This window comes from Oceanimonas pelagia, from assembly GCF_030849025.1.
GTDB lineage: Bacteria > Pseudomonadota > Gammaproteobacteria > Enterobacterales > Aeromonadaceae > Oceanimonas > Oceanimonas pelagia.
The window spans coordinates 1,665,293-1,683,133 of record NZ_CP118224.1 but is presented as its reverse complement, the minus strand read 5'-3'; the positions used below and the strand labels follow the sequence as shown (position 1 = coordinate 1,683,133).

The following is a 17,841-nucleotide window of genomic DNA, read 5'->3' as shown; positions in this document are numbered from 1 at the left end:
CCGGCAGCATGTTGCTGAGTGTTATTTTTATTATGCTGATCCTCTCCGGCCTGATGGCCGCCACGGTCACTCTCTCGGGCCAGAGCAGCCGGCAGCTGGTGTATGAAGTCCAGGCCCTGAAGGCCCGGCTGGCCGCTGAAGCCGTGCTGGAGCGCAAGGTATACGACCTGCTCGGCTCCTTCGGCAACTCTGCCGCCGTTTCCACCACCATTGCCGGCTGTGAAGGAAAAGCAAGCGGTTCGGTGCCCACAATCAATGACGGTGTTACACAGGTTCGCGTCATTGCGACCGGCACCTGTACCGGCAGCGGTCTGACCGTGGTCCGCAATATTGGAGTTGAGGTGATTGAATGATTAACCGTAATTGGATTTTTCTGATAGCTCTGATTCCCCTTTTATCATATGCAGGAAAGAAAGGAGAGGTGGATCATTATCGTCTTGATTATAATCCTGATGAAGAGGTGATGACTTTACTTTCCTGTGAGGATGAAAGTTGTACTAATTTATATAAAAGTAATAAAACTAAAGTGAAGATAACAAAAGATAATAATAATGAAGGGAATGAAATCTACTTCAAAAACGTGAGTAATGGTAAAGATAGTGAAGCTTACAATGCTAATGAGGGAACATGTTATCCGTTAAGGCTTAGTTTAAAAGGTAAAAGCACTACGCCTCAACCTAGTAGAGAGCCTGGCCTTAAGTGTTATATCAAGGGTGTGTTAAATCCAAGTTGTAAGTTCTGCTCTGATGGTGATTCTGAAGATGATGATAGGCCAGAAGATATTTCTGTAGACATGGATTTGGTTGGTTATGTTGGTTTTAGCTCTGAAGAAGCGGGTATTCGCATAGATAATGAAGAAATAAATGGACTCTCTCTGATAATAGAGAACGTTAAAGGGGAGGATGATAATAAAAATGTCGAGCTGCGAGATCAGTCTGGTAAGCTGTTGAAAAAAGGTGATAAGTTCACCTTTCCCAATACGCTTTACTATAATCGTGTAGGCGAAATAGAGTTTGATCTGAAAGAGATTGATGGTGAGGGGCAAAAGGTTCATATCAAGCTTGACCTAATATATGTGCCTTATAAATTGGCATGGGTAACAGAGCCTGCTGAAGTATTTTGTTACGATGCTAACGGTTTTGAATATAATATTCATGAAAATACATGCCCTGTCATCGGTAAAGCAGGTGAAAAGTTATCACTCAAGCTACAGGCTTATGATGCCGATGGTATAGCAATAAAAAATCAGAATGTTGATGATCTTGAGATTGAGATTGACTGTAAAGAAGATGATGAGCCGGGCTGTATAAAAATACGTGAGTTGAATGCAGGTTTAAATCTGATTAGAGAGTTTGAACAAACGGAAATTAAATTTGATGACCAAGGTGTTGTTGTTTTTAAAACCGATAGTGAAGATGAGGGTGAAGGATATATAAAGAATGTGGCTTTGATTGAGGCTTATGTATCCCCAACCTGTGCTGATGATCCAGATGATGATTGCGCATTGTTGATTAATGGTGATACCGCCATTCTGGGCCGCACCGTACCTGCCTCTCTTGAAGTAATTGAAACCCATAGCGGTGATATAGATGGTGATGTAGTTTACGCAGGCAAGCCCGGTGTAGAGTTCCTGACCAAACCATCTTTTACCCTGGTGGGGCTGGATGTTAATGGTAAAGAACTGCCCAGTTACAGCGGTGAGTTTGCCGGTGGCCTGAAAGGCAACACTTCGCTTGAATTGAGTGACGATCTTGATGTGGGCGTAGTGGTCCCGACTTTTGCCGAGAATGAAGCCGGCAAGCATGTTATCAGCTTTGATACCAGCAAGATCAAGTTCAACAAGATCACGCCGTTCCCGGAAACGGATCTCGATCTGCCAGTTAATCTCACCATCACCAATCACGATGAAACTCGGGGTACAGCGGCACAAACCACGCTGGGTAACACGCAGGATCCCGAAGACAAGGACACCCTGCGCTTTGGCTTTATCACCCTGATGGACACCGAGATAAAAGTGGGAGAGGCGGGCACCATGGCCAGCACGCTGCACTACTATGGCGATGATCTGAACTCCCTGAAGGAAGACGGTGATACTGACTACAGTTTGTCGGACGGCGACCTTCCGAAGGGGAGTTTGCCAGACGGCACCAGTTTCCCGGGCTTGTCTGTGAAGTCTGGTAATAAAAAGGTGATTGATGTTGCTCCTTATAGCAGCGAACAAAAAAACATCGAAGTGACTATTGAGAACTTGCCCGCCTGGCTGAAGCCCGCCGATCAGGAGAAGGCTGGTGAGCTGACCAACCCGTCCGCCATGCTGGACATACTCAGCAACCCCAGGTTGCGGGCCAGCGATCGTACCTTTAACCGGCGCGAGGTCACACGTTAACGATAAGGTTTGCAACTTCACGGGTGTGAGGGTGCAAAATTGTGACAATAATGTTTCAGTTTTTGTTTACAAAAAATTATCATACAACGACATAAACAATAACAATCAAACGGTAAGGATACCCACAGTGCGCGAAGAACAGTCTACGTCAGTGGTGGTGCCAGGCATGGATGCCTTTACGCTGGAGCACAACCTCAAGTTCAAGCGGCAGTTGTTGCAGCATGTGTTCGACAACGCCCTGGAATCCATCATCGTTACCAATGCCAACGGCATCATCGAGCGGGTCAACCCGGCCTTTACTCAAATCACCGGCTACAGCGCCGAGGAGGTACTGGGCAAAACTCCGCGGTTAATGCAGTCGGCCCGGCACGATCCCGACTTTTACCGGCAAATGTGGCAGCAATTGCTGCAACATGGCAGCTGGAGCGGTCAGGTATGGAATCGTCGTAAATCCGGTGAGGTGTACCTGCAGTGGCTCAGCATCAACAGCCTTACCAATGCACGGGGCGAAGTCACCCACAGGGTGGCCATTGGCCACGATCTCAGCGGCCAGCGCAGCCTTGAGCAGGACCGCACACCCTTTACCTTCAAGGATCCGCTCACCCAGCTGGGCAATCGCCAGTTGCTGGCTACCCGGCTCGAGCAGGCCCTGGCCGAGGCTCAGCGTAACAAGATTCGCGTGGGCCTGATGGTGCTTGATATCGGCCGTCTCAAGCCGGTTAACGAACAGCTTGGCATGACCTGGGGCGACGATGTGCTGCGCCAGCAGGCGCGCACGTTGCAGGCGGCGGTGGACGAGGCCGACACCCTGGTGCGGCTGCAGGGGGATGTCTTCGCGGTGCTGCGCCACAGCAAGGCGGAAGACGCCACCATGGCGCAACTGGCCGACAAGCTGCTGAATTTGCTGGCCCAGCCCATGGTGCTGGCGGATAAAAACATCGTTTGCCTGCAACCCAGCATCGGCATTGCCGTGTATCCGCGGGATGCACGAGAGCCCGAAAATCTGCTGCAGGCGGCGGAATATGCTCACGCCATGGCCAAGCGGGAAGGGCGCAACCGCTTTCAGTTTGTGGATCAGCGCCAGCACGAGCTGCACCATCGCGAGCTGATTATTGAGCACAGCCTCAGCCACATGCTCAGCACCGGTGAGGCCCAGGGCATCAGCCTGCATTATCAGCCCCAGGTGTGCTCCAGTGACGAAACCATTGTGGGGCTGGAGGCCCTGCTGCGCTGGACCCATCCCCGTCTGGGGAGACTGTCGCCGGTGGAGTTTATTCCGGTGGCCGAGCAAAGTGGCCTGTCGGTGCGGCTGGATCGCTGGGTCATTGAGCAGGTGTGTGCCCAGGTGTCTGCCTGGCAAAGACGGGGGCTGGCGCCGCCGGTGGTCTCGGTGAATCTGGGAGCGCAGCAGTTCAGTCAGCCCGACTTCGGTGACTGGCTGATGAGCACCGTCAGCGCCTACGGTCTGCGCCCCCGGCAACTGCGGCTGGAAGTGACCGAGTCCACCATGATGGAGCAGATAGAGGCCGGTGTGAACATGCTGCAACAGCTGCGGGAGTGCGGTTTTGCGCTGTCGCTGGACGATTTTGGCACCGGTTATTCGGCTTTGTCGTGCCTGCATCGCTTTCCGCTGGACGAGCTCAAGATCGACCGCAGTTTCATGGTGGAAGCCTGTGAGCATGAACGGGCGCAGATCCTGCTGTGCACCATCATGGCGCTGGCCCGGCAGCTGTCTCTCAGCCTGGTGGTGGAAGGGGTGGAGCAGGCGGAGCAGCTGGCTTTGCTGAAAGACTTTGGTCCGCTCAGGGTGCAGGGCTATTACTACTACAAACCCATGCCGGTAGATGAGATCTGGCCCCTGCTGGATCTGGCCGCCGGCAGACCGGAAGGCGAAGTGCTGAATTAATAGGCTGGCGGCGGTTACCCTGCTTCTGTGCCGGCGAGGGGAAGGAGCGTTGTGCCCCGGCCCCCCGTCTTTAGCGGGGGACACGGCTCACGTTCAACGTCGTCGCCATATATTCCTTCACTTGCTGCCGCTGCTCGGGGGTGAGCCGCAGCCCCAGTTTGCTGCGCCGCCACAGCACGTCGTCGGCACTGCGGGCCCATTCTTCCTGCATCAGATATTCGAGCTCGGCAGCATAAAGGCCGGCGCCCAGGTGTTCACCCATGTTTTCGAGCGTGCCGGCTTCCTGCAAAAAGCGCCGGCAGCGGGTGCCATAGCTGCGCACATAACGGCGAGCAAGGGGCTCGGGCAACCAGGGATATTCCTCAGCGAGCTCGGCCGCCAGCCCGGCCTGGGTACCGAAATCGCCGCCGGGCAGCACCAGCTGCCGGGTCCAGGGGCCGCTGGCGTGGGGCAGGTACCTGGTCAGGCGGTTCACGGCGTCTTCCGCCAGGGCACGAAAGGTGGTGATCTTGCCGCCAAATACCGACAACAGCGGTGCCTGGCCGGTGGAGGTGTTCAGCCATAGCCGGTAGTCGCGGGAGGCGCGCTGGGCCCGGCCATGGCCTTCGGCCATCAGCGGGCGTACTCCGGCATAACGGTAAACCACCTCGGCCGGGCTGATCTGCCGGCGAAAATGGGCGTTAACCACGGCACACAGATAATCCACTTCCTCGGCGCTGGCGCCGGCCTTTGCGGGCTCGCCGTGATAATCCACATCCGTGGTGCCAATCAGGGAATAATCCTGCTCATAGGGCAGCACGAACACGATGCGGCCATCCCGGTGTTGCAGAATATAGGCTTCGTTTCCGCCGTGCAGTCGCGGCACCACCACATGGCTGCCCTTGACCAGCCGCAGGCTGGCCGGTGCCGCTGCCGGCAGCACGGTGTCAAACAATGAACTGGCCCAGGGACCGGTGGCGTTCACCAGTGTTCGGGCCCAGCGGGTTTGAATGCCGCCGTCTTTGTGTTCCAGTTGTACCTTCCACAGGCCCCGCTCGCGGCTTGCCCGCGTGCAACGGAAGCGGGGCAGAATAACGGCGCCGCGCTCTTTGGCCGCCAGGGCACACAGCACCACTAGGCGGGCGTCATCCACCCAGGCATCGGAATACTCAAAGGCCCGAGTAAAGCGGCTTTGCAGCGGGCCGTGGTCGTTCAGCCGCAGGCTTTCTGAGCCTGGCAGCCGGTCCCGGCGGGCCAGGTGATCATACAGCCACAGTCCCAGCCGGATCATCCAGGCGGGACGCAGCTGTGGCTGGTGGGGCAGGCGAAAGCGCAGTGGCCAGATGATGTGCGGCGCGGCCTGCAGCAGAATCTCCCGCTCGGCCAGGGCTTCGTGCACCAGCCGGAATTCCAGCTGCTCCAGGTAGCGCAGGCCGCCGTGAATGAGCTTGCTGCTGGCCGACGAGGTGGCCGAGGCCAGATCGTGCATGTCGCACAGCGTAACCGACAGCCCACGTCCGGCGGCGTCGAGGGCGATGCCGGTGCCGTTGATGCCGCCGCCGATCACCAGCACATCCACCGGCTCGGTCATGAGGGCTCCACCCAGTGCCGGGCACGGGCCACCGCTTTTTGCCAGCCCCGGTAATGCTGCTCGCGCTCCCGGTTGTTCATGTGCGGGGTGAACTCCCGGTCTGTCATCACGCAGCGGGCCAGCTCGTCGGTGTTCTGCCACAGCCCGGTGGCCAGCCCCGCCAGAAAGGCCGCCCCCAGGGCGGTGGTTTCAAGCAGCGCCGGCCGTATCACCCGGCCGTGGCTAATGTCGGCCTGAAACTGCATTAAAAAGTCGTTGGCGGCGGCGCCGCCGTCCACCTTGAGTGCCGCCAGTCTGAGGCCCGCATCCTGCTGCATGGCGTCGAGCAGATCCCGGCTCTGAAAGGCAATGGCCTCCAGCGCCGCGCGCACGATGTGGTTTTTATTGGTCCCCCTTGTCAGCCCCACCAGGGTGCCCCGGGCGTAGGGATCCCAGTAGGGGGCGCCCAGGCCGGTAAAGGCGGGCACCAGATAGACGCCGTGGGTATCTCTAACCTGGCGGGCGCAGGCTTCGCTGTCGGCGGCGCGGGCAATCAGCCCCAGCTCGTCTCTGAGCCACTGAATAACGGCACCGCCCATGAACACGGATCCTTCCAGCGCATAGTTCACGCCGCCATCGGCGCCCACCGCCAGGGTGGTGAGCAGGCCATGGCTCGACTCCACCTTCTGCCGGCCGGTGTTCATCAACATAAAGCAGCCGGTGCCATAGGTGTTTTTCACCATGCCCTTGTGAAAGCACAGCTGGCCGAACAGCGCCGCCTGCTGGTCCCCGGCCATGCCGGCAATGGGCACCGGCACTCCCAGGTTGGTATGGCCATACCGGGCGCAGGACGGCTTCACCTCGGGCAGCATGGCGGCGGGAATATCGAGTTCTTTCAGCAGCAGTGAATCCCACTCCAGGCTGTTGATGTTGAACAACAGGGTGCGCGAGGCATTGGTGTAATCGGTTACATGCACCCGGCCCTCGGTCAGTTTCCACACCAGCCAGGTGTCCATGGTGCCAAACAGCAGCTCCCCGGCCTCGGCCTGCGCCCTGGCGCCGGGCACGTTGTCCAGCAGCCAGCGCAGTTTGGTGCCCGAGAAATAGGCGTCGGGCACCAGGCCGGTGCGGGAGCGGATTTCTGCTTCCAGGCCCTGGGTTTTCAGCTGCTCGCACAGGGGGGCGGTGCGCCGGCACTGCCACACAATGGCGTGATGAATGGGCAGACCGGTGTGTTTGTTCCACACCACTGTGGTTTCCCGCTGGTTGGTAATGCCAATGCCGCTGATCTGTTCGGGGCGCACGCCGCTTTTGGCCAGCACCTCGGTGAGGGTGGCGCGCTGGGTGGCCCAGATTTCGGTGGCGTCGTGCTCCACCCAGCCGGGCTGGGGGTAATGCTGGGTTAATTCCCGCTGGGCCATGGCCACCACTTGCGCCTGGCGGTCGAACAAAATGCTGCGCGACGAGGTAGTGCCTTGATCCAGCGCCAGCACATAGGGTTTGGAGGTGTTCATCAATCCGGCTCCTCATGATTGAGCAACGCCCGGCAGGCGGCGGGCAGCAGCGGCCGCCACGGCGTGCGCGGGCCGGGGGCAAGGGCGCCGCTTTTATCGTTAATCCAGCTGGCCAGCTCCCGGCCGCAGCCGGTGCCGGGCGCAACCGCCTGCTGCGGCTCACAGCGGGCGTGCTCCGGGGGGCAGTGCAGGCGCACATGAAAATGCCCGGAATGGCCAAACCAGGGCCGCAACCGGCCCAGCCAGGGGGCGTGGCCATAGGTGCGGCACATGGCCTGTTTGATCAGAGGGTGCACAAAAATGCGGCTCACGCGTTCGTCCTGGGCCGCCAGGGCAATGAGCTGGCGCTGGTCGTCGCCAAAATGACGATTAAGGATATAGAGCCGGTGATCCACCATATCCAGCTCTTCGTCCGGCGTGCCGTCCCGGCCCGGGCGCAGCCAGATATCGGCATCGAGTCCGGTCTGGTGACTGCGGTGGCCATGGGCAAAGGGGCCGCCGTGGCGTCTGGCCATGTCGGCCACCAGCATGGGCGGCAGGCCGGCCTGTCGGGCTCTTTGCCCGAGGTGTTGTAAATAGTCGACCAGCTCGGGCTGGCCGTAATGGCGCCGGCGCTCCGGGCGCACCACCCGGTAGCCGGGCCCGGACAAGGGCAGGGCCTGCGCCCCGGTCTGGCAGCCGGCGGCGTAACCGCCAACGGCTTCACCACGTGCGGCAAGGGGTAAGGCCGCGGCCAGCACAACCAGCATGAAAACGGGATTGACCATGAGAGACGCCTGTTTATAGCCCATATGGCACCATTATTTATGCCCAGACGGTTTTTTGCTAGGGTAGCGGTTTTTGACATGCCCGGAACACCATAATGACCATGCAGCGCCTGACCGTGCCACAGCTTTTGCAGCAGCCCCTTGAGTATGTGCTGCAACCGCCCGCCTTTCGTTTTTATGCCACGCAGGGGGCGGTGCTGCTGGCCAGCCTCACGGCGGTGATCTGGTCGCTGCTCGATGGTCGCCAGGGTTTTGAGCTGATGCACTATGTGGGGCTGGTGTTTGGCGGTGTGCTGCTGCTGGTCAGCCTGTGGCCGGCCAGCTGGAGCCGGCAGCGCTTGATCAACCTGGCGTTCGACGCCGACCGGCTGTATCTGGTGAACGGTCACAGCAGGCAGGCGGTGAGCCTGCCGCGGGAGCGGGTAAAGGCGGTGAACAAGGGCAAGCTGCCGGGCCACGACGGTGCCATTATCGCCTTTACCCTGGATCTTGAGCTGAGTGAGCAGGAGCTGGCCCAGGTACACCAGACCCTGGCAACCCAGGCCGAGGAGCGCTTTGCCCTGGGCGAAAACCGCTACCGCTTCGGCTTTGTGGCCAACTGGCAGCCCCGGCGCAAGCTGCTGGCGGCCGTTGGGGTGCTGGCGCCGGCGGTGGCGCCGGTGGTGCTCACGGACGAAGGGGAAGACGACGACCGGGACGACTGAGCCTATACTTCGAGGGCTGTTTTGCATCCAGGAGCCCCGATCATGTCCAGGCCGAATTCTCCCCGCATTCCTTCCGCCGCCTTTGGTCTGTACGACCGTTACGCCCACGGCCAGATAGACAGGCGCCAGTTCATGAGCGGGCTGGCCCGGCTGGCGGTGGGCGGTCTGACCGCCACCGCCCTGTTTGAGGCCCTGATGCCCGATTATGCCCAGGCCCAGCAGGTGTCCTTTACCGATCCGGCCATTCGCGCCCGTTATCTCGTTTTTGACTCCCCCGACGGCCACGGCCAGGGGCGCGGTTACCGGGTTGAGCCCACCGGCGAGGTGCTGGGTCGGGTGCTGGTGGTGCACGAAAACCGCGGCCTGAACCCCTATATCGAGGACGTGGCCCGGCGCCTGGCCAAGGCCGGCTTCGTGGCCTTTGCCCCCGACGCCCTGGCATCGCTGGGCGGTTACCCGGGCAACGACGACGATGGCCGGGCCCTGCAGCAGCAACTGGAGACCGACAACATCCTGGCCGATTTCACCGCCGCCGCCCGCCTGCTGGATCAGCCGGGGCAGGGCATTGGGGTGATTGGCTTTTGCTTCGGCGGCTTTGTTGCCAATACCCTGGCCGCCCGCCTGCCGGAGTCGGTGCGTGCCGCCGTGCCCTTCTACGGCCTGCCGCCGGATCTGTCCCGGGTGTCCGATATCAAGGGGGCGCTGCTCATTCAGCTGGCGGAGCAGGATGAACGGGTCAACAGCGCCTGGCCCGCTTACCGGGAGGCGTTGCAGGCCGGCGGCATCGAGTTTGAAATGCACCAGTATGCCGGCACGCAGCACGGCTTTCACAATGACTCCACCCCCCGTTACCACCCCGAGGCGGCGGAGCTGGCCTGGTCGCGTACCCTGGCGTTCCTGCGCACCCGGCTGACCGCCTGACCGAAAAACGGTGCTGCACTGGTGTGCCCTTCAGACCGCTGACCCAGCTTCGCTTTTCTGTGGTCACGAAGGCGGGGAGGAGAGCCGGTGCGGTATGTATCTTGCTCCGCCTGTGCTGGGGGGCTCAGGTACGAAACACCGCCACCACCCGTTGCAGGTTTTGCGCCTGCTCGGCAATGTCCTGGCTGGCGCGGGAATTTTCGCGCACCGACTGCACCGTGCTGTCGGTAATGTCCCGAATCACCACCACGTTGCGGCCAATTTCGTTGGCCACGCTGCTCTGTTGTTCGATGGCGGCGGCGATCTGGGTGGCCATGTCCGAGATTTCGGTCACTTCCCGCGTAATCTCGTTCAGCACGGTTTCCGCCTGCTGGGCCTGCTGACTGCTTTCCAGCCCTTCTTCCCGGCTTTGGTAGATGATCTGCACCATGGCGTCGGTCTTGCCCTGCAGCGAGCCGATGATGGTGGCAATTTCCTGGGTGGCTTCCTGAGTACGGGCGGCCAGGGCCCGCACCTCATCGGCCACCACGGCAAACCCCCGGCCCTGCTCGCCGGCCCGGGCCGCCTCGATGGCAGCATTGAGCGCCAGCAGGTTGGTCTGATCGGCAATATCCCGAATCACCTGCAGGACGTTGCCAATGGTTTCGCTCTGACGCGACAGCTCTTCAATGCTGCCTACCGAGTCTTCAAGCTGGCCGGCCAGGCGGCGAATGCGGCTGATGGTGCCCTGCACCTGCTGCTGGCCCTCGGCGGCACTGCTGTTGGCCTGGCCCGCCTTGAGGGCGGTGTTGTCGGTATTGCGGGCAATGTCGTCTATGGTGCTGACCATTTCGGTGACGGCGGTGGCGACCTGCTCGGTCTCCTGGTGCTGGCGTTCTATGTCGGTGGTGGTGGCGGCCGCGTTGGCCGACAGCAGCGAGGTGGTCTGGTTCATGGTGTGTACCGCCAGATTAACCTGCTGGATCACCTCGCGAAACCCGCTGAGCAGGGTGTTGAGGGCGGTGGCCACGTCGGCCAGTTCATCCCGGCTGCCGGTGTCGAGGCGCAGCCCCAGATCCCGGCTGTGATGAATGCGCAGTACCGCGTCGCGGATCTGTTCGATAGGACGAAAAATGGAACGGCCAATCAGCACGGCCACGGTGGTGCTGGTGAGCAGCATCAGTAGAAACACCAGCAGTGCGGTATGCCGGGCCCGCTCAATATAGGCCTGCAACTGCTGTTCGATGTCGGCCAGGGTGCTGTCCAGCAGGCTTTCGGTACCCTGAATGGTCTGGCGCATGGCCAGCTGCAGCCCCTGCTCGTTGTTCAGGCCCAACCGTTGCAGGCCCTCGGCATAGGCCAGAAAGCGCTGCCGGTAGCTGGCCGCCTCGGTGTGCGGCAGGCCCAGGACATCAAGCTGGGTCAGCAGTTGCTGGTGCAGAGCGTTGAACTTGTCCACGTAACGGGCGTCGTGGCGCAGCATAAAGTCCTTTTCGGCCCGGCGCAGCTGCAGCAGGGTTACCAGGATGGGGTCGGCACCGTACCGATTGAGTTCGGCTTCTACCTGATGCACCGCCCGGCGCAGCTCGCCTTCCAGCCCCGACTCGTGGTCCAGCCCCAGGGTCCGGTAGGCGGCGACCAGGGCTTCAAAATCCTGGCCGTACTGGCCAAAGCGCTGATCCAGCAGGGCAAGGGCGTCGAGGGGCAGTTGCTGCTGTGCAAGCAGGGTGCGCAGCTCGGACAGGTGATCACGGGTTTGCGCCAGTTGCTGCTGAAACTGGCTCAGGTAGGTGAGATCCTTTCGCGCCATAAAGTCTTTTTCTTCCCTGCGCAGGCTGAGCATGTCGTTGCCGAGGGTCATGGCCAGCACCTTGCCATGGTTCAGGGTTTTGATGGTGTTCAGGGTATGGATAAACAGGGTGAACAGAATGCCCATGGCGACCATCACCACCAGGGTGTTGAGCGCGAGTTTGTGTTTTATTTTCATCCGTTTGTTTTTCTCGTTATCGGAACAGCGAAAAGGGGGAGAGGAACACGCCCGCGCACGGGTGCCGGGGATTAACGCAAGAACGGGTTATGCAGGCGCTCAAAACCAAAGGTGCTTTCCGGGCCGTGGCCGGGTACAAAGGTGATGTCGTCGCCCAGCGGCAGCAGGGTGTGCTTGATGCTGTGGATCAGCTGCTCATGGTTGCCGCCGGGAAAATCGGTGCGGCCGATGCTGCCCTGAAACAGCACGTCGCCCACAAAGGCCAGCCGCTGGCCTTCATGCACCAGCACCATATGGCCCGGGGTATGGCCGGGGCAGTGGAAGACTTTCAGCCGCTCTTCACCCACGGCGACGGTGTCGCCGGCGCTCAGCCAGCGATCCGGGGTAAAGCCCGGCACCGGATCAAAGCCAAACATCTGCGCCTGCCGGGGCAGGCCGTCTATCCAGTAGGCATCTTCCTCGCCGGGGCCGTCCACCGGCACCCCGGTGCGGGCCATCAGCTCACCGGTGGCGCCCACATGATCGAGATGGCCGTGGGTGAGAATAATGCGCTCAAGGGTGAGCTGGCGCTCGGCAATGGCCGCCAGCAGGCGTTCGGTTTCCCCGCCGGGATCAATCAGCGCCGCCTTGTGGGTGGCAGAGCACCACACCAGGCTGCAGTTCTGCATAAAGGGCGTCACCGGCAGGGTGATACGGTTCAGCATGAGGTTTCCTTTAACATAATCATTCGGGTTATGAAATCTGTGCTTCGGGCTGCCGGGCCAGCCACTCGGCCAGCTCTTCGGCCTCGCCCCGCTTGACGATACGGTCTTCCTTGGCGGCCTGGTGGCGGGCGTAAATGGGGTCGTAATAGCTGCCCAGCAGGGTGGCGATCCACTCTTCGTGGGCACCGCAGCCAAACCCGGCCTGTTGCTGGCGCACGGCGTCGCTTACCACTTCCGACAGCCGGCGCCATTCCCGGTCGCCCAAACGCTTGTACAGTCGTTTGAGGCTGTCCTGCAGGTAGTGCTCCAGCCGGTCAAAATCGTCGTTAAAGTGGCGCTGCATGGTCTCCACGTAATCGTGACGAATTTGCCGCACCCGCTGCTCAAAGGGCACCTCCAGCAACAACAACGGCACTTGCTGCATGCGCTCATACAGGGGCAGGGGCACCGGGCAACGGCCGATCATGGCGCTTTCGTCTTCCACCAGCCAGCCGTGAATGCCGGCCTGGCGCTGTTTGAGCCGGGCAATGGCCAGCCGGTTTTCAAAGTTGATGGGAGTGGGCTGGGGCTCGCCCCAGTGGCCAAAGCTGGAGCCGCGATGGTGGGCATAGCCTTCCAGATCCAGCGACAGCGGGCTGCGCGCCAGCCAGTCGGTCTTGCCGCTGCCGGTGAGGCCGGTGAGCACAAAGCCGGGGCAGGCAAAGCCCCGTTCAATCTCCTCAAGCAACCGGCGGCGCAGCGCCTTGTAGCCGCCCTTGACTCTGGCCACCGGGCGGCCGGCATCCTGCAGCCATTGCTGCACCGTCTGGCTGCGCAGGCCGCCGCGAAAACAGTAAATTACGCCGTTCGAGTGTTCGTCGAGCCAGTTCAGCCAGCCCTGCATGCGCGCCTCGCGCACGTCACCGGCCACCAGCCGGTGACCCAGCTCAATGGCCGCCTGCTGGCCCTGCTGCTTGTAGCAGGTGCCAACCTGCGCCCGTTCGTCATCGGTCATCAGCGGCAGGTTGGTGGCGGCGGGAAAGGCGCCCTGAATAAACTCCACCGGTGCGCGCAGGTCCAGCATGGGCACGTCTTCTGCCAGCAGCCGGTCGAGATCGGTTTCCAGCTCAGGCATCCACAACCTCAATGCGGTGCTCGCCGGCGGGCACCAGCTCGCCAATGGGGGAGAGGCTCAGATCATGGCGCGCAGCCACGGTCAGGAAATCATCGATGGCCTCGGGGCGCACCGCCACCAGCAGGCCGCCGCTGGTTTGCGGATCGCACAGAATGTGCTGCTGGCGCCGAGTGAGCGGCGCCAGCTTGTGGCCGTAGGCGTCGAAGTTGCGCAGGGTGCCGCCGGGTACGGCGCCGGCCTGCAGGTAGTGGTCCAGGTTGGGCAACAGGGGAATATCCGCCATGTTGAGGCGGGCGCTCACATCGGCGCCTTCGCATACCTCCAGCAGGTGGCCGAGCAGGCCAAAGCCGGTGACGTCGGTCATGGCGCTCACGCCTTCCAGTGTGGCAAAGTCCTGACCGGGCTTGTTCAGCCGGCACATCACCTCGGGTGCCAGCTGGCTGTCTTCTTCCCGCAGCACACCCTTTTTCTGGGCGGTGGAGAGCACGCCAATGCCCAGCGGTTTGGTCAGGAACAGTACATCGCCGGCGGCGGCGGTGTCGTTGCGCTTGACCTGGTCGAGCGGGATCTGGCCGGTGACCGCCAGGCCGAAGATGGGCTCGGGCGCATCGATGCTGTGGCCGCCCGCGAGGGAGATGCCGGCGTCATGGCAGGCCTGGCGGCCGCCGTCGATCACTCGCTGCGCCACTTCCGGCGCCAGGGTGTTCACCGGCCAGCCGAGAATGGCAATGGCCACCACAGGGGTGCCGCCCATGGCGTAGATGTCGCTGATGGCGTTGGTGGCGGCAATGCGGCCAAAGGTGAAAGGATCGTCGACGATGGGCATGAAGAAGTCGGTGGTGGAGATAATGCCCATGCCGTTGCCAATGTCGACCACGGCGGCATCATCGCGGCTGGCGTTGCCCACCACCAGACGGGGGTCGTGAAAACCGGGCAGCTGGCTGTGCAGTATGGTGTCGAGGATCTTGGGGGAAATCTTGCAGCCGCAGCCGGCGCCGTGGCTGTATTGGGTCAGGCGAATGGGTTCCACTCGAGCTTCCTTGGTGACTAACGGAAAGCGCCCATTCTACTCTTTCTGGTCGCTTTCCGCATCCGCTTCACCGGGTGTGCCTTACCAGGCCCGCACCACCAGGCCCTTGAGGTAGTGGCCCTCCGGATAGGCGGTGCCGATGGGATGATCGGCGGCCTGGTTCAGGCGCTCCAGGATCTGGGCGTTGCGGCCGGCATCGAGGGCGGCGTCGGCCACGATTTTCTGGAACAGATCCGAGGTCATCAGCCCGGAGCAGGAGAAGGTGAGCAGCACACCGCCCGGATTGAGCAGCTGAAACGCCAGCATGTTGATGTCCTTGTAGCCGCGGCAGGCACCGTTGAGCTGGGCCTTGCTTTCGGCGAACTTGGGCGGATCCAGCACTATCACGTCAAAGCTTTCGCCCTGCTCCCGGTATTCCCGCAGCAGTTTGAACACGTCGGCCTGCTCAAAGCGGGCCCGGCTCAGATCCAGCCGGTTCAGCTCGGCGTTTTGCTTGGCCAGCGCCAGCGCCGACTCGGACACATCGGCGTTCACCACCTCGCTGGCGCCGCCCCTGAGGGCATACACGCCAAAGGTGCCGGTGTAGCTGAAGCAGTTCAGCACCCGCTTGCCCCGGCAGTAACGGCCGGCAATACGGCGGTTGTCGCGCTGATCCAGGTAAAAGCCGGTTTTATGGCCGGTTTCCACGTCCACCAGAATGCGCACACCGTTGTTTTCCTCGATCACTACCGGTTGTGCGGGCAGGGTGCCGGCCAGCAGGCCCTTGCGCTCCTTCAGGCCTTCCTTCTTGCGCACCGCCACGTCGGAGCGCTCATAGATGCAGGCGTCCGGATACAGTTGCGTGAGGGCGGCCACAATGGCCTTGCGCCAGCGTTCGGCGCCGGTGCTGAGCAGCTGGCACACCACCACATTGGCGTACACGTCGATGGTGACCCCGGGCAGGCCGTCGGACTCGGCGGCGCACAGCCGGTAACCGGTGAGCCCCTGCTCATTGATCATGTCTTCGCGGCCGGCCCTGGCGCGCTCCAGGCGACGCAGAAAGAAGGCATCGTCGATCATTTCATGGCGGTCAAAGGTCCACACCCGGGCGCGGATCTGGGACTGGGGCGAGTAAAAGCCCCGGCCCAGCCACTGGCCGTTGTGGCTCAGAATATCGACGGTGTCGCCGGCATTGGGCTGACCCTGCACCTTGTCGACGGCACGGGAAAACACCCAGGGATGGCGGCGCAGAAGGGATTTTTCCCGTCCGGCAACTAGGGTTATAGAGGAGGTCATAGGCTGGGCCGATTGCTTGAAAAAAGGGGCATAATTCTAGAAGTGACGAGCATAAAACACAAAGGGGAGGCGAGAAAAAATGACCATGATTGCCAAAAAAATCTGGGTCAGCGGCCGGGTGCAGGGGGTGAGCTTTCGCTATTATACCCAGTGCGAGGCCGAACGGCTGGGGGTGCACGGCTACGCCCGTAACCTGCCCGATGGCCGGGTAGAGGTGTTGGCGGAAGGCGACAGCGCGGCGGTGCGGCAATTGCTGGCCTGGTTGCGAACCGGGCCGGATACCGCCCATGTGACCGGCTTGCAGGAAGAAGAAATTGCGCCCAGAGGGGGGCACGGGTTTGAGACCGGCTGACAATCCGGGGGAGGGGCCGGACCGACACCGGGCCAGATTTTCAGATACGCTCGCGGGTACGGGGGAGCGAGGTGTAAAGAAAATGCCGGCTCGGGGCCGGCATCTGCATCAGCTTTAGCCCTTAAGGGTGGCGTCCAGCTCTTCGATTCTGGCTTTCCAGATGGCGGGGCCGGCTTCGTGGGCGTTGTTGCCCTCGCTGTCTACGGCCACGGTCACCGGCATGTCTTCCACCTCGAATTCGTAGATGGCTTCCATCCCCAGGTCTTCAAAGGCCAGCACCCGGGCCTTCTTCACCGCCTTGGCCACCAGGTAGGCGGCGCCGCCCACCGCCATCAGATACACCGCCTTGTGATCGCGAATGGAGCTCACGGTGGCCGGGCCGCGCTCGGCCTTGCCCACCATGCCCATCAGGCCGGTCTGCTCCAGCATCATGTCGGTGAACTTGTCCATGCGGGTGGAGGTGGTGGGACCGGCGGGGCCTACGGCTTCGTCGCCAATGGCGTCTACCGGACCCACGTAGTAGATAAAGCGGTCCTTGAAGTCCACCGGCAGTTTTTCGCCTTTATTCAGCATGTCCTGAATGCGCTTGTGGGCCGCATCCCGGCCGGTAAGCAGCTTGCCGGAGAGCAGCAGGGTCTCGCCCATTTTCCACTCGGCAATGTCGTCGCGGGTGACGGTGTCCAGGTTGACCCGGCGCACGTTTTCGCCCACTTCCCAGGTCACTTGCGGCCAGTCTTCCAGTTTCGGCGGCGTCAGCTCGGCGGGGCCGGAGCCGTCCAGGTGGAAGTGCACATGGCGGGTGGCGGCGCAGTTGGGGATCATCACCACCGGCTTGGACGCGGCATGGGTGGGGGCGGTCTTGATCTTGACGTCCACCACGGTTGTCAGGCCGCCCAGGCCCTGAGCGCCAATGCCCAGCTTGTTGGCCTTTTCAAAGATTTCCAGGCGCAGTTTATCTTCGGTGGTTTCGGCGCCACGCTCGATCAGCTCGTGAATGTCCACCGGATCCATCAGGGACTCCTTGGCCAGCACCGCGGCCTTTTCGGCGGTGCCACCGATGCCGATACCCAGCATGCCCGGCGGACACCAGCCGGCCCCCATGGTGGGCAGGGTTTTCAGCACCCACTCCACCACGTCGTCGGACGGATTGAGCATCACCATCTTGGACTTGTTCTCGGAGCCGCCGCCCTTGGCGGCGATGGCCACTTCCACATGATCGCCGGGCACCATGTCGATATGCACCACGGCGGGGGCATTGTCCTTGGTGTTTTTACGGGCACCGGCAGGGTCGGCGACGATGCTGGCGCGCAGCGGATTGTCGGGGTTGGAGTAGGCGCGGCGCACGCCTTCATCCACCATTTCCTGCACCGTCATGTCGGAATCCCACTGCACCTGCATGCCGATTTTCACAAAACAGGTCACAATGCCGGTGTCCTGGCACAGGGGGCGGTGGCCTTCGGCGGACATGCGCGAGTTGATCAGAATTTGTGCGATGGCGTCCTTGGCGGCCTGGCTCTGCTCTTTTTCGTAGGCCTTTTCCAGCGCTTTCACGAAATCCAGCGGGTGGTAGTAGGAGATATATTGAAGGGCGTCAGCAACGGAGTCGATAAAGTCCTGCTTTTTGATAATGCTCATGGCTTCCTCATGGGTTAT

At 61.3% G+C, this 17,841-nt stretch carries 15 protein-coding genes; 6 read left to right on the top strand and 9 right to left on the bottom strand.

Going from position 1 to position 17,841, the window contains the following annotated elements; translation table 11 throughout:
* Positions 1 to 8: 8 nt before the first annotated feature.
* The 3 genes from PU634_RS07995 to PU634_RS07985 all read left to right on the top strand — a co-directional run bounded on the left by PU634_RS07995 (position 9) and on the right by PU634_RS07985 (position 4,292).
* Positions 9 to 353 (top strand): hypothetical protein, encoded by a 345-nt coding sequence (locus PU634_RS07995; protein ID WP_306763526.1) that lies wholly within the window; start codon positions 9 to 11, stop codon positions 351 to 353.
* Positions 350 to 2,386, top strand: a complete 2,037-nt coding sequence (locus PU634_RS07990) for a DUF6701 domain-containing protein (RefSeq protein ID WP_306763525.1) — start codon at positions 350 to 352, stop codon at positions 2,384 to 2,386. Before PU634_RS07995 ends, PU634_RS07990 begins: the two co-directional genes overlap by 4 nt.
* 127 nt (positions 2,387 to 2,513) lie before the next feature.
* Entirely contained in the window at positions 2,514 to 4,292 is a 1,779-nt protein-coding gene (locus PU634_RS07985) for a putative bifunctional diguanylate cyclase/phosphodiesterase (RefSeq protein WP_306763524.1), read from the top strand.
* A 70-nt stretch (positions 4,293 to 4,362) separates the two neighbouring features.
* On the opposite strand, the gene glpD is transcribed toward PU634_RS07985, so the two are convergent.
* From glpD to PU634_RS07970, 3 genes are read right to left on the bottom strand one after another with little or no spacing between them, the layout of a single operon-like run.
* On the bottom strand, positions 4,363 to 5,862 hold the full coding sequence (gene glpD, locus PU634_RS07980; protein ID WP_306763523.1) for a glycerol-3-phosphate dehydrogenase: 1,500 nt from the start codon (positions 5,860 to 5,862) through the stop codon (positions 4,363 to 4,365).
* Positions 5,859 to 7,355: a glycerol kinase GlpK gene (glpK, locus tag PU634_RS07975; RefSeq protein ID WP_306763522.1), complete on the bottom strand. Its 1,497-nt coding sequence runs from the start codon at positions 7,353 to 7,355 to the stop codon at positions 5,859 to 5,861. The genes glpD and glpK overlap by 4 nt, the downstream gene beginning before the upstream one ends.
* Positions 7,355 to 8,122, bottom strand: a complete 768-nt coding sequence (locus tag PU634_RS07970; protein WP_306763521.1) for a penicillin-insensitive murein endopeptidase — start codon at positions 8,120 to 8,122, stop codon at positions 7,355 to 7,357. Before PU634_RS07970 ends, glpK begins: the two co-directional genes overlap by 1 nt.
* Positions 8,123 to 8,217: 95 nt before the next feature.
* On the opposite strand from PU634_RS07970, the gene PU634_RS07965 reads away from it, so the two are divergent.
* On the top strand, positions 8,218 to 8,826 hold the full coding sequence (locus tag PU634_RS07965) for a hypothetical protein (protein ID WP_306763520.1): 609 nt from the start codon (positions 8,218 to 8,220) through the stop codon (positions 8,824 to 8,826).
* 42 nt (positions 8,827 to 8,868) lie between these two features.
* Positions 8,869 to 9,747 carry a dienelactone hydrolase family protein gene (locus PU634_RS07960; protein WP_306763519.1) on the top strand — a complete coding sequence of 293 codons (879 nt, stop codon included), beginning with the start codon at positions 8,869 to 8,871 and terminating at the stop codon, positions 9,745 to 9,747.
* 124 nt (positions 9,748 to 9,871) lie between these two features.
* Here the strand turns inward: PU634_RS07960 and PU634_RS07955 are convergent, their stop codons facing one another.
* The 5 genes from PU634_RS07955 to PU634_RS07935 form a co-directional block, all read right to left on the bottom strand.
* On the bottom strand, positions 9,872 to 11,713 hold the full coding sequence (locus tag PU634_RS07955; RefSeq protein ID WP_306763518.1) for a methyl-accepting chemotaxis protein: 1,842 nt from the start codon (positions 11,711 to 11,713) through the stop codon (positions 9,872 to 9,874).
* A gap of 71 nt (positions 11,714 to 11,784) precedes the next feature.
* Complete coding sequence (locus PU634_RS07950; RefSeq protein WP_306763517.1) at positions 11,785 to 12,417, bottom strand: MBL fold metallo-hydrolase; 633 nt, start codon at positions 12,415 to 12,417, stop codon at positions 11,785 to 11,787.
* Between the two features lie 28 nt (positions 12,418 to 12,445).
* Entirely contained in the window at positions 12,446 to 13,531 is a 1,086-nt protein-coding gene (gene mnmH, locus PU634_RS07945; protein WP_306763516.1) for a tRNA 2-selenouridine(34) synthase MnmH, read from the bottom strand.
* The gene (gene selD / locus PU634_RS07940; protein WP_306763515.1) at positions 13,524 to 14,561 is read right to left on the bottom strand and encodes a selenide, water dikinase SelD; all 1,038 of its coding nucleotides are present in this window, start codon (positions 14,559 to 14,561) and stop codon (positions 13,524 to 13,526) included. The genes mnmH and selD overlap by 8 nt, the downstream gene beginning before the upstream one ends.
* An 81-nt stretch (positions 14,562 to 14,642) precedes the next feature.
* Entirely contained in the window at positions 14,643 to 15,836 is a 1,194-nt protein-coding gene (locus PU634_RS07935; RefSeq protein WP_306763514.1) for a class I SAM-dependent methyltransferase, read from the bottom strand.
* A gap of 79 nt (positions 15,837 to 15,915) precedes the next feature.
* Here PU634_RS07935 and yccX point away from each other — a divergent pair, with 79 nt between their 5' ends.
* Positions 15,916 to 16,188: an acylphosphatase gene (gene yccX, locus PU634_RS07930; RefSeq protein ID WP_306763513.1), complete on the top strand. Its 273-nt coding sequence runs from the start codon at positions 15,916 to 15,918 to the stop codon at positions 16,186 to 16,188.
* Between the two features lie 114 nt (positions 16,189 to 16,302).
* Here yccX and PU634_RS07925 read toward each other — a convergent pair whose 3' ends face one another.
* Complete coding sequence (locus PU634_RS07925) at positions 16,303 to 17,823, bottom strand: fumarate hydratase (protein ID WP_306763512.1); 1,521 nt, start codon at positions 17,821 to 17,823, stop codon at positions 16,303 to 16,305.
* Positions 17,824 to 17,841: the final 18 nt, after the last annotated feature.

What these genes read in the sequence shown, in the direction of transcription:
- PU634_RS07995 (WP_306763526.1), top strand. Translation starts at nt 9, where the DNA reads ATGTTGCTGAGTGTTATTTTTATTATGCTGATCCTCTCCGGCCTGATG.
- PU634_RS07990 (WP_306763525.1), top strand. Translation starts at nt 350, where the DNA reads ATGATTAACCGTAATTGGATTTTTCTGATAGCTCTGATTCCCCTTTTA.
- glpD (WP_306763523.1), bottom strand. Translation starts at nt 5,862, where the DNA reads ATGACCGAGCCGGTGGATGTGCTGGTGATCGGCGGCGGCATCAACGGC.
- glpK (WP_306763522.1), bottom strand. Translation starts at nt 7,355, where the DNA reads ATGAACACCTCCAAACCCTATGTGCTGGCGCTGGATCAAGGCACTACC.
- PU634_RS07970 (WP_306763521.1), bottom strand. Translation starts at nt 8,122, where the DNA reads ATGGTCAATCCCGTTTTCATGCTGGTTGTGCTGGCCGCGGCCTTACCC.
- PU634_RS07965 (WP_306763520.1), top strand. Translation starts at nt 8,218, where the DNA reads ATGACCATGCAGCGCCTGACCGTGCCACAGCTTTTGCAGCAGCCCCTT.
- PU634_RS07960 (WP_306763519.1), top strand. Translation starts at nt 8,869, where the DNA reads ATGTCCAGGCCGAATTCTCCCCGCATTCCTTCCGCCGCCTTTGGTCTG.
- PU634_RS07955 (WP_306763518.1), bottom strand. Translation starts at nt 11,713, where the DNA reads ATGAAAATAAAACACAAACTCGCGCTCAACACCCTGGTGGTGATGGTC.
- PU634_RS07950 (WP_306763517.1), bottom strand. Translation starts at nt 12,417, where the DNA reads ATGCTGAACCGTATCACCCTGCCGGTGACGCCCTTTATGCAGAACTGC.
- mnmH (WP_306763516.1), bottom strand. Translation starts at nt 13,531, where the DNA reads ATGCCTGAGCTGGAAACCGATCTCGACCGGCTGCTGGCAGAAGACGTG.
- PU634_RS07935 (WP_306763514.1), bottom strand. Translation starts at nt 15,836, where the DNA reads ATGACCTCCTCTATAACCCTAGTTGCCGGACGGGAAAAATCCCTTCTG.
- yccX (WP_306763513.1), top strand. Translation starts at nt 15,916, where the DNA reads ATGACCATGATTGCCAAAAAAATCTGGGTCAGCGGCCGGGTGCAGGGG.
- PU634_RS07925 (WP_306763512.1), bottom strand. Translation starts at nt 17,823, where the DNA reads ATGAGCATTATCAAAAAGCAGGACTTTATCGACTCCGTTGCTGACGCC.